Annotated in this window: 6 protein-coding genes; all 6 read right to left on the reverse strand. The window is 70.6% G+C overall.

Going from position 1 to position 11,295, the window contains the following annotated elements:
* Positions 1–24: 24 nt before the first annotated feature.
* A complete protein-coding gene (locus tag ACTWQE_RS21120; RefSeq protein WP_443330564.1) occupies positions 25–762 on the reverse strand; it encodes a thioesterase II family protein in 738 nt (245 codons plus the stop codon).
* Positions 763–779: 17 nt separating this feature from the next.
* Positions 780–1,565, reverse strand: coding sequence for a winged helix-turn-helix domain-containing protein (locus ACTWQE_RS21125; RefSeq protein WP_443330565.1), 786 nt, complete (start codon positions 1,563–1,565; stop codon positions 780–782).
* Between the two features lie 85 nt (positions 1,566–1,650).
* The gene (locus ACTWQE_RS21130; protein WP_443330566.1) at positions 1,651–2,829 is read right to left on the reverse strand and encodes a cytochrome P450; all 1,179 of its coding nucleotides are present in this window, start codon (positions 2,827–2,829) and stop codon (positions 1,651–1,653) included.
* A 67-nt stretch (positions 2,830–2,896) separates the two neighbouring features.
* Positions 2,897–4,177, reverse strand: a complete 1,281-nt coding sequence (locus ACTWQE_RS21135; protein ID WP_443330567.1) for an MFS transporter — start codon at positions 4,175–4,177, stop codon at positions 2,897–2,899.
* Complete coding sequence (locus ACTWQE_RS21140) at positions 4,177–5,157, reverse strand: TauD/TfdA family dioxygenase (protein WP_443330568.1); 981 nt, start codon at positions 5,155–5,157, stop codon at positions 4,177–4,179. Before ACTWQE_RS21140 ends, ACTWQE_RS21135 begins: the two co-directional genes overlap by 1 nt.
* Positions 5,158–5,181: 24 nt before the next feature.
* The coding region (locus tag ACTWQE_RS21145) for an amino acid adenylation domain-containing protein (RefSeq protein ID WP_443330569.1) at positions 5,182–11,295 on the reverse strand (6,114 nt) is incomplete at its 5' end.

Raw genomic sequence — 11,295 nt, forward strand, 5'->3', positions numbered from 1 at the left:
GGTGCCCCGACCACGGGCATGCCACTAAACCGGAAGGGGCGGTGCTGCCTCCATGGCGCTACGGGTGACCCGCTCGGCGGCGGGGACCAGGTAGAAGTGGTCGCCCTCGAAGACGGTGAGGGAGAAGGAGCCCGAGGTCGTGGTGCGCCACCCCTCCGCGTCCCGCGGGGTGACCTGGGGGTCCCGGTCGCCGGTGAGGGCGTGGACGTCGGCGCGTAGCGGCGGCGCGTCGCCGGCCCGGCGGTAGCCGTCGATGAGGTGGTAGTCGTTGCGGATGATCGGGAGGAGCATCTCGCGTAGGTCCGGGTCGGCGAAGACGGCCGCGTTGGTGCCGCCCAGGGACGTGACTGCGTCGATCACCTCCTCGTCCGTTCGTACAGCCGCGCGCACGTCGGCGTCGGGGCTCCGGCCGGAGACGCACAGGCGGGTGACGTGGGTGGCGCCGCTCCGCTCGATGCGGAGGAGGGCCTCGTACGCGACGGCCGCGCCCATGCTGTGGCCGAAGAGCACGGTGGGCAGGGGCGACAAACCCAGCAGCTCCTCGGCGACGGCCGATGCGAGCGGGTCCATCGTCGGGATCAGCGGCTCGCGGAAACGGTTCTCGCGGCCGGGGTACTGGACGGCCAGGAGCTCGACTGAGGGGTCGGTGTACCGCGACCAGCCGCGGTAGAAGCTCGCGGCGCCGCCCGCGTGCGGGAAGCACACCAAGCGCCGGGCCGGGTCGGCGGGTGAGGTGAGTCGGGTCAGGCAGGGCGAGAGCATGTGAGGGGTCCGATTCTTCAGCCGAGGATGGCCTCGCCCAGCGGGGTGAGGCTGTGGACCGCCGAGTTCTGACGGCGTTCCGTGGTCACGAATCCGGCGCGGCGCAGGATGGCGAGGTGTTTGCTGGCGGAGGGACTGGATATCCGGAGGCGGTCGGCGACCTGTCCTGTGGACCTAGTTTCCCGTAAGGCCGCGAGGACGTCGGCGCGCGTGCGGCCGAGCAGGGCGTGCAGAGCCGATTCGCCTTCGCGGCTCTGCCACAGCGCGGCGGCGGTCCCCGCGTCCGGGGTGATGTTGTAGACGAGGATGGGCAGCCCCTGCCAGCCCATGCGGTCGTCGATCAGGATGGGGTGGGGCGCGAACAGTGAGGGCACGAGCGTCATGCCGCGGCCGGCCAGGGTGGTGCGCCGGACGGGCTGGGAGTTGTCGATGCGGAGCACCGGGGCGTCCCACCGGATAGCGCTGTGTCTGGTGTTGAGGACCTGCTCCATGCCGCCGATGAGCATCGCCCGGCCACATGCGTCGCGTTCCGCTTTCAGCAACCGGTGAATACGGTCCCAGAAGGGTTCGACGGCCACCGAGTGGAAGGCGTCCGTATCGCGCGGGAGGGGTGACGTCAGGGTTTCCACGAGCGATTGCGTCGGATCCATCGCCTGGTGCGCGACGGAATGTCTGCGCACTCGGTGCCGAGCCGTCCGGCGCCATTCGGAAAGGGCGTCGCGTTGCTGCTCCGCCAGCCGCCCCCAGGCCAGATGCGTTTCGAACGCCACGCCCAGGGTTCCGATGATGCGAATGCGAGCCAAGTCCTCAACACTGAGGCACAGTTCCAGCACGACGAGGCACCCCCCACCCAGCGGTCGTTTCGTGATCATATGAATGCCGGGACGCTCAGCACCAGTCCATCGAGACCTTCAGGCTGCGGTAGCCCTGGACCAGGTTCGACCGCATCCAGGAGACCTCCCCTCGCGGCTCGACACCCCGCGCCTCGGTCGCCAACTGACATACCAATTCGTGCAGTTCGAGCCGGGCGAGGGCCGCGCCGAGGCAGTGGTGCGGTCCGGTCCCGAAGCCCAGGTGGCGGTTGGGGGCGCGGTCCGGAACGAAGCGGTGCGGGTCTGGGAAGAGCCTCTCGTCGCGGTTGGCCGCCGACAGCCAGGCCACTACCGCCTGGCCCTTGCGGATCTGCTGGCCGCCGATCTCGCAGTCCTCGGTGGCCACGCGCAGCACGTGCGCCGCCGGAGAGGTCCAGCGGACCACCTCCTCGACGGCCCGGTCCGTCAGGTCCGGGTCGGCGTGCAGCGCGTCGAGCGTGCCGGGGAAGGCCTGGAAAGCGTGGAAGGCACCGGTGATCGAATGCCGGGTGGTCTCGTTGCCACCGATCAGCACGTTGTCGCAGTTGATCAGCACGTCCTCGGTGCTCAGCCGGCCGTCGGCGAGCAGCACGCTCACCAGGTCCGGACCGGGCTCCTTCTGGCGCCGCTCGATCAGTTCGTGGAAGTAGAAGAGGATTTCCGTGTGCGCTTCGGCGGGCGTCATCTTGTCGAAGCTGTTCTCCTCGCCGCCGAAGGCGTGGTTGGTCAGCTCGATCAGCTGCTCCCGCTCGCTGAGGGGTACGCCGATGACCTCGCACACGATGGCGGCGGGGAGCCGCGGCCCGACGCCGAGCGCGATGTCGGTGGAGTCCTCCGACCTCAGCCGCTCGATGATCTCCTTGACCTCCTGCTGCAGCACCGATTGCAGTTCGGGGGCACGCAGCCGGGAGAGGAACGGGCCGATGAGGCGCTTGAGAACGGAATGCCAACTTCCGTCGCTCACCACCAGCATCCGGCCGCCCGAGGTGTCCGGGCGCTCGGCGTCGAAGCCGATCATCATGCCGTACTCGGAGGTGAAAGGAGCCTTGGGGGAAAGGACGGCGGAGACGTCGCGGTGGGAGAAGACCGACCAGAAACCGGACGGGGAGATTCCCGGCTCGCTCCAGACCTTCGCGTCCGACCGGATGTACTCCTGCCACATGTCGAAGCGGGCGTCAGTGGTGTAGAGATCGGGGTTGGCCAGATCAATCGTCATGGTGAGCTGTCTTTCCCTGTCTGTAAGAAGCTGTGGGGTCGGGGTGGGGTTGGGGTCGGCGGGGGCGTCAGGCCGTGGCCTTGTCCGGCTCCGGCTCTGGCTCCAGTTGGGCGTCCGTCGGCGTCTCCGTCGGTTCGGGTTTCGGCACGTCGCGCATAGCCGGGCTCAGCGACGTCAGCAGGGCGATGACCGCCATCACGGCCGTACAGCCCAGCAGTCCGGCGAACCGGCCCGCCAGGTCCAGTACGATGCCGCCCGCCAACGGGGCGATCGCGCCGCCCCCGCCGCTCGCGATGGCCGCTACGCTCACGACCCGCCCCCGGTGGCTGTCCGGGGTGAGCAGCAACTGGTACGTGGCGAAGTACGCGTTCGCCGTCGGCGCCGTGAAGGCGATCGCCCCCAGCAGCACCCCCGGCGTCCAGCCGCCCGGCAGCACCGCGATCCCGGCCGTGAGCAGCACGAATGCCCACAGCACGACGAAGATGGGCCGGGCGCCGGTGAGGACGCGCTGGAGCAGCGGCGCGGCCAGGGCGCCCACCAGGCCGCCGACGCCCAGCAGTCCGGCCATGACCCCGATGAGCCCGGTGTTCATGCCGCTGGTCTGCGCGGAAGCGATGACGATGAAGTAGATGACGCCGAAGAAGAAGTTCGTCGCCGTCGCGCAGACCAGCCCGACGCGCAGGAACCTATGGCGCGCGATCCAGCGGACCCCCTCCATCAACCCCCGCCCGCTGGTCTCCGGCCGGTCGGCGGCGCCGCCGACCGGGGACCGCCGCTTCAGGAACAGCAGCAGCACCAGCCCGGCCAGATGCGCCAGGCACCCCACGACGAACGGGAAGGTGTTCTTCACCGCCAGCAGGAACCCGCCGGCGGACGTGCCGGCGAGCTGGCCCGCGTACGTCCGCGCCGCGCTCATCGCCACCGCGTCGGAGAGCCGTTCCTCCGACACCAGGCTCGGGATCATCGCCTCGCCCGCCGCCGTCGTCAGGGCGGTGGCCGCCCCGTTCACCAGGGCGAGCACCACCAGCGCGGGCAGCGAGACCGCGTCCGCCCACAGCAACAGGGCGAGCGCGCCGAACACGGCGACCAGCGCGGCCTGGCACCACAGCATCACGGTTCGGCGGTCGTACCGGTCGGCGACGGCCCCGGCGGGCAGCCCCGCCAGGAGCATCGCGGCCGCGTCGACGAATCCGGTGATCCCCGCCTGCGAGGGTGAGCCGGTGAGGGCCAGGACAATCAGCGGCAGCACGATCAGCGAGGTGCTGTAGGCGAACTCGCCGAACGCCGCGCTCACCCACAGCAGGGAGAAACCGCGTGCGCCGCCCCGCTCCCAGGCCTTGCGCGCCATCAGCCGAGCAGCCGGGAGCGCGACTTCGTCCGCACGTAGGTGCGCCGCAGATCGCGCACCAGGCTGGTGCGCTTGAGCCAGCGGTCGGTCCCGTCGTAGCGCGGCGTGAACGTGTCCCGGCCATGGATAGCGCGGTAGTTGTCGATGAACACGGCCTCACCGGGGCTCAGGACGACCCGCTCGGCGGCGGCGGCCAGCTGGTCGGCGGCCTGCTTCATGGCCCGCTCGGCCTCGGTGTCGCCGGGCACCGGGCTGGTGAAGTCGGCGTCGATCCGCAGATAGGGCGCCTCCTCGGGGCCGAAGAGCACGGACGCCACCTCATGCGGGCGCTCCTCCAGCGCCGAGGGGTTCTCCGCGGTGTGCTGCGGCACCACGTTGTGGGAGTCGTCCGGGAAGAACCGGAAGCGGTCCTGGTGCAGCACCTGCCGCACCGGCTTGTCGAACTCCACCGACTCGACCAGCGCGACCGTCGTGCCCACGGCGTCGGGGTTGCGCAGGCACATCAGGGCCACGTAGTCGCCCCGGCAGGAGTGGAACACGTCCTCCGTGTGCAGTGTGAGCTGCTGCTGGCTGCTCGCGCTGGTCAGGGAGTTCTCCTGCCCCTTGGACGGGCAGACGTCGTGCACGAGTCGGCCGTTCTGCTGGTTGACCCAGCCGAGAGGGTCACCGAGCACGGACCCGATCAGCAGCAGTACCAGCTCCTCGCGTATCCCGGTGCCCTCCTTCTCCGCGACCTGCCAGCTGGGGGGCGTCGGTACGAGGTTCTCGTCGAGCGGGAGGTTCGCCACGACGATGATGGCGTCCTCCGCGCCGCGGGAGGCGACCAAGAAGCGGCGCACGCCCTCCGGCAGCCGCTCCGCCTCGACGCGGATGTCGTCCGCGTAGTCCAGGGGTGCCCAGACGGGGTGTGCCGCGAGTAACTCGTCTGCGATCCGCGCCAGTTCGTTCTTTTCGTCGTCACTCAGTACGTAGCGAGCCACAACAACAGCCTTCCAATAGGTCAGTCAGTTACCGGCCGCTGCGACGATCTGTCGCAGGGCGCTGGCGAAGTCGTCAGCGAGCCGGCGGACGGTGGTGGGGGTGTGGGCGGACGGCGCGTGCATCCAGTCGATCCGCAGTTCGCCGTCGCTGACGGCGGCGACGACGTCGATCAGGTGCGGGCGGGTCTGGCCGGGTGCCTGGTCGGCGCCGAGGCCGTCCAGCCGGTCCCGGATCAGTCCGCTGTCACTCGTGGTGCCGTCCCACTGGCCCAGGTAGTTGAAGCTGATCTGCGGGTGCGGGGCCGCCGCGAGGGCGGTGTACGCGGGGCTGCCGGGCTCGGACAGGTAGCGCAGGGCGCCGTAGCCGAGTCCCCGTCCGGGCAGCTTGCGCAGGGCCTTCTTGACGGCCTTCAGCGCCATACCCCAGGGACCCTCGGGCACGTCGAGGGTGACGGGGTAGATGGTGGTGAACCAGCCGACCGTCCTGGACAGGTCCACGTCGTCGAACAGCTCTTCGCGGCCGTGGCCTTCGAGGGCGATCGTGACCGGCGCGCCCGCCCACTGCTCCAGTACGCGGCCCAGCGCGGCCAGCAGCACGTCGTTAATCTGCGTGCGGAACGCAGCGGGCACCCGCTGCAGCAGTGCCTCCGTCTCGGCCCGGTCCAGGGTCACGGACTCCACCGCGAGCTCGCCGTACGTGCTCGACGCCGGCCCATCGCACGGGATGTCCACGGCGCCGGACGAGGCCTTGCGCCAGTACGCGGTCTCGTGGTCGAAGCCGCCGGAGCGGACGAGTTCTGTGAGCCGCCGCGCCCACTGCTGGTAGCTGCTGGACCTGGCGCCCAGCTCGGCCGCACGGCCGTCGGAGAGCTGCCCGTACACGGTGGCCAGGTCCTCCAGAACGATGCGCCAGGACACGCCGTCCATCACCAGGTGGTGCACGGCCAGGAACAGCCGGGGCGGAGCCACCGCATCCGGCATGCGCAGGAAGACGCCCTTCACCAGGGTGCCGCCGCGCAGGTCCAGCGCGTGCTGGGCCTCCAGCGCGGCGTCGTGCAGCGCCTGCTCCGGGTCGGGTGCGGCCGTGACGTCCCGCACGGTGAGCAGCCCGTTGGGGCGCTCGCCGTACTCCTGGGTCCAGTGGCCCGCGCCGTCGTCCGCGTACCGCATGCGCAGGGCGTCGTGGTGGTCGACGACCGCGGCCAGGGCACGCTCCAGCACCGCAGGGTGGGTATCCGGCGCCAGGGTGACGTGGACGGACATCGCGTACTGGTCGGGGTGGGCGGTGTGCTCGTCGAAGAACCACCGCTGGATGGGCGTGAGTTCGACCGTACCGGACGCCTCGGCCGCGTCGTCGTCGGCGGTCGCGCCGACGTCGGCGCGCTGGACGACGGAGGCCAACTCGGCGACCGTCTGGTGGACGAACATGAGCTTGGAGGTCAGTTGGAGACCCGCTTGGCGGGCGTGGGAGATGACCTGGATGGAGAGGATGGAGTCGCCGCCGAGTTCGAAGAAGTTGTCGTGGATGCCGACTTTCGCTACCCCGAGGACGTCCGCCCAGATCGCGGCCAGCGCCTCTTCGGTGTCGTTGCGGGGCGCGGTGTACGTGGTGCCGAGCTGCTCGGCCCGCACCTCGGGTTCGGGCAGGGAACGCCGGTCGACCTTGCCGCTCGGGGTGAGCGGCAGCCGCTCCAGGGTGACGAAGACGGCCGGGACCATGTAGTCCGGCAGCGTCTCACCCAGATGCGCACGCAACTCCGTGACCGGCAGCTCCCCGTCGGCGACCATATAGGCGACCAGACGACGGTGACCGTCCCCACCCTCATGGGCGACCACGACGCATTCGCGTACCCGATCGTGTCCGACGAGCGCGGTCTCGATCTCACCGAGCTCGATACGGAAGCCACGGATCTTCACCTGGTCGTCCGCGCGGCCCAGGTACTCCAGGGTGCCGTCGGCCCGCCAGCGGGCCACATCACCCGAGCGGTACATCCGCTCCCCCGCCGCCCCGAACGGGTTGAGCGGGAAGCGTTCCGCCGTCAGAGCCGGGCGATGCAGATAGCCCCGGGCCAGACCGCCACCGGCAACATAGATCTCACCCGCGACCCCGGTGGGCACCGGCTCGCCACGCTCATCGAGCAGGAACACCCGGTACCCCGGCAGCGGACGACCCGCCGGCAAACGCCCACCGGCCGCCAGATGCCCGGCGTCGATCTCCTGGAACGTCACATGCACCGTCGTCTCGGTGATGCCGTACATGTTCACCAGCCGCGTCCCGGCGGACGCGTACCGCTCGAACCACGTCAGCACATGCTTCGGCTCCAACGCCTCCCCACCGAACACCACCCACCGGAGGCCCGGCAGGGGCGAAGCGGAGGACCGGGCAGCCTGTTCGACCAGCTCCCGGAACATGGACGGAGTCTGGTTGAGGATCGTGACCCGCTCCTCCCGGAGTAGCCGCCACATGGCCTCCGGACTGCGGGCGGTGTCGTGGCCGACCACGACCACGCGCCCACCGGTCACGAGCGCGCCCCACAGTTCCCACACGGAGAAGTCGAAGGCATACGAGTGGAACACCGTCCACACATCATCCGCGCCGAAGTTATACAGCGGCTGGCAATTGGCCAACAGATGCAGCACCGAACGGTGCTCCACCGCCACACCCTTCGGACGGCCCGTCGAACCCGACGTGTAGATCACATACGCCAGATCCGAAGCCGATACCGACGTCACCGGAGCCGTCGCCGGAAGCCCGGCGATGACCTCCCGCTCAGCGTCCAGATCCACCACCCGCACACCCGCGACCGGCAGACCCGACGCCAGGCCCCGGTGCGTCACCAGCAGCCCGGCACCCGAATCCTCCAGCATGTACGCCAGCCGCTCCGCCGGATACGCCGGATCCAACGGCACATACGCCGCACCCGACTTCAAAATCCCCAACAGGCCCACAACCATCTGCAGACCCCGCTCCACCGACAACGCCACCAGACGCCCCGGACCAGCACCCAACCCCATCAGGTGCCGGGCCAGCCGATTCGCCGACTCCTCCAGCTCCCGATACGTCAGCGACTCACCCGCACACGACACGGCCACCGCATCCGGCAACAGCGCGGCACGCTCAGCCACCCGGCCATGAACCGTCCCCTCCCACGCACCCACACCATCCGTCACAGCCCACTCACCCACCACCCGCTCCCACTCACCCGCAGCGAGCATGGACACCGCCGACACCGGCTGTTCGGGTGTCTCGGCCATGCCGGTGAGCAGGGCGTTCAGGTGCCCGGACATCCGCTCGACGGTGGACGTGTCGAACAGCTCGGGGTCGTAGGCGAGGGCGTACGCGAGCTCCTCGCCGGCGTAGGCGATGAGGTTCAGCGGGAAGTTGGTGACGTCGGCGCCTTCGAGGCCGTGCAGACGGATGCCGTCGTCGGCGCGTCCGGTGTCCCCGTCGACGGGGAAGTTCTCGAAGGCGACCAGGCTGTCGAAGAGGTTGGTGCCGCGCTCGACGCGGCTCCAGCCCTGGATGCGGGTCAGCGGCACGTACTCGTACTGCCGCGCCTCGACCTGGGCCCGCTGCACGCGGGCCAGCCACTCGCCGACCGGCGCGTCACCGTCGATCCCGACGCGCACCGGGAGGGCGTTGATGAGCATGCCGACCATGGAGTCCACGCCCGGCAGGCCGGCGGAGCGGCCGGAGACGGTGGCGCCGAACACGACGTCGCGCTCCCCCGCGTACCGGGACAGCAGCAGGGCCCAGGCGCCCTGCACCACCGCGTTGACGGTGAGCCGGTGGGCGCGGGCGAATCCGTAGAGCCGTCGCGAAGCGTCGGCGGAGAGCCGGGTCACCAGCCGCTCGGCGGACTGCGCGCGGTGCGTGGCGGCGGGGCGGCGGTCGTACGGCAGTGCCGTCGGCTCGTCGAACCCGTCCAGCAGGGCGCGCCAGTGCGCCTCCGCCTCGGTCAGGTCCTGGCGCTCCAGCCACTCCACGTAGGCTTTGAAGGGGCGCCGCGCGGGCAGGGCGGGCTTCTCCCCGTCCAGCAGGGCCCGGTAGGCCGTGGTCAGCTCGTCGAGCATCTGGAAGGTGCTCCAGCCGTCCAGCAGCACGTGGTGGGAGGTGCGAACCACCCGTACGGAGGTGTCGGACGTGCGGGCGATGGTGATCCTCATCAGCGGGGCGGCCGACAGGTCGATGCCGCGCGCCCGGTCCTCCGCCAGATGGCGCTCCAGCGCGCGGGCCTGCTCGTCGGCGGTCAGGCCGCGCCAGTCGAGGTGGACGACCGGCGGCTCAACGTGCCTGCGCACCACCAGCAGCGGGCGGTCCACCTGCTCCCACACGACGGCGCCGCGCAGGATCTCCAGGTGGTCGGTGACGTGCTGCCACGCCCGCTCCAGAAGCTCCGGGTCGCCGACGCCGTCCAGGACGAAACTCATCTGCTCGAAGTAGGCGCCGGAGCCGGGCTCGGCGAGGGTGTGGAAGAGCATGCCGCTCTGCATGGGCGTGAGCGGGTAGACGTCCTCGACGTCCCGGCCGTCGCCGGCGATCCGGTCCACCGAAGCCTGGTCCAGGCCAGCGAGCGGGAAGTCGGACGGGGTCGCGCCGCCGCTCGCCGGGTGCTGGCAGTGCTCCAGCAGGGCGCGCAGCGCCGCCAGGTGCTCGTGCGCCACGCGCTCCACCGTGGATCGGTCGAAGACCTCGCCGGAGAAGATCCAGCTGAAGCCGAGGCTGCCGTCCTCGGCCATTCCGACGATGTCGAGGAGGTACGGGCGGGTCTCGTCCGGCGAGTGGTCTTGGCCGAGGGCGAGGAGACGGTCGCGGATCAGGCTGTCCTGTGCGGTGGTGCCGTCCCACTGGCCGAGGTAGTTGAAGCTGATCGGCGGCAGCCGATCAGCGCGCAGGGCGTGGCCCGGGGTGCCGGGGAGAGAGAGGAACCGCAGGGCGTCGTAGCCGAGGCCGCGGCCCGGGACGGCGCGCAGTTGCTCCTTGACGGACTTGACCGTCTCGCCCCAGCCGCGCCCGGCGGGGAGGGTGAGGGCGACCGGGAAGTGGGTGGTGTACCAGCCGACGGTGCGGGACAGGTCGAGGTCGTCGAAGAGCTCTTCGCGGCCGTGCCCCTCCAGGCCGAGGACGAGGCGGTCGGCGCCCGTCCAGTCCGCCAGGGTGCGGCCGAGGGCGGTGACGAGCACGTCATTGATCTGGGTGCGGTACACCGACGGGACGCGGTGGAGCAGTGCCTCGGTCTCCTCGCGGCCGAGGCGTACCTCGACGGTCTGCTCGGCGGCGGTGGCGTTGCGGCCGTCCGGGTGGTCGACGGGCAGGGCGGGCGAGTTGTCGGGGTCGACGGCGCGCCAGTGGTCGACCTCGTGGTCGAGGCCACCGGAGCGGACGTGCGCGGTCAGGCGCTCCGCCCACTGCTGGTAACTGCTGGTCTTGGCGCCGAGGTCGGCGGGGCGGCCCTGAGTGAGCTGGTCGTAGGCGGTGGCCAGGTCCTCCAGGAGGACGCGCCAGGACACGCCGTCCATGACGATGTGGTGGACGGCGAGGAAGAGGCCGGGGGCTGCGCCGTCGCCGAGCCGGATGTGGACGCCCTTGATCAGGGTTCCGGTGGACAGGTCGAGGGCGCGCTGGGCCTCCAGGGCGGCGTCGTTCACGGCCTGTTCGGTGTCCTCGGCGCCGGTGATGTCGCGGACGGTGAGGATGCCGCTGGGCCGGTCGCCGTACTCCTGGATCCACTCGCTGCCCTGGCGCGTGTAGCACATGCGCAGGGCGTCGTGGTGGGCGACGACCGCGTCGAGGGCCCGCTCCAGCAGCGCGGCCTCTGTGCCGGGGGCGAGCTCGAGGTGCACGGACATCGCGTAGTGGTCGGGATCGACGGTGTGCTCGTCGAGGAACCAGCGCTGGATGGGCGTCAGTTCGGCACGCCCGAAGACCTCCGCCGGTGCGGCGGAGGAGGGCTGCTCGGCGGTGGCCACGACGCCCGCGAGAGCGGCAATGCTCTGGTGCAGGAAGAGCAGCTTCGAGGTGAGGTGGAGTCCGGCCTGGCGGGCACGGGAGACGACCTGGATGGACAGGATCGAGTCGCCGCCCAGGTCGAAGAAGTTGTCGTGGACGCCGACCCTCTCCACCCCGAGGACCTCGGA

Source organism: Streptomyces sp. 8N706 (assembly GCF_052245415.1).
Taxonomy (GTDB): Bacteria; Actinomycetota; Actinomycetes; order Streptomycetales; family Streptomycetaceae; genus Streptomyces.

What these genes read in the sequence shown, in the direction of transcription:
- ACTWQE_RS21120 (WP_443330564.1), bottom strand. Translation starts at nt 762, where the DNA reads ATGCTCTCGCCCTGCCTGACCCGACTCACCTCACCCGCCGACCCGGCC.
- ACTWQE_RS21135 (WP_443330567.1), bottom strand. Translation starts at nt 4,177, where the DNA reads ATGGCGCGCAAGGCCTGGGAGCGGGGCGGCGCACGCGGTTTCTCCCTG.
- ACTWQE_RS21130 (WP_443330566.1), bottom strand. Translation starts at nt 2,829, where the DNA reads ATGACGATTGATCTGGCCAACCCCGATCTCTACACCACTGACGCCCGC.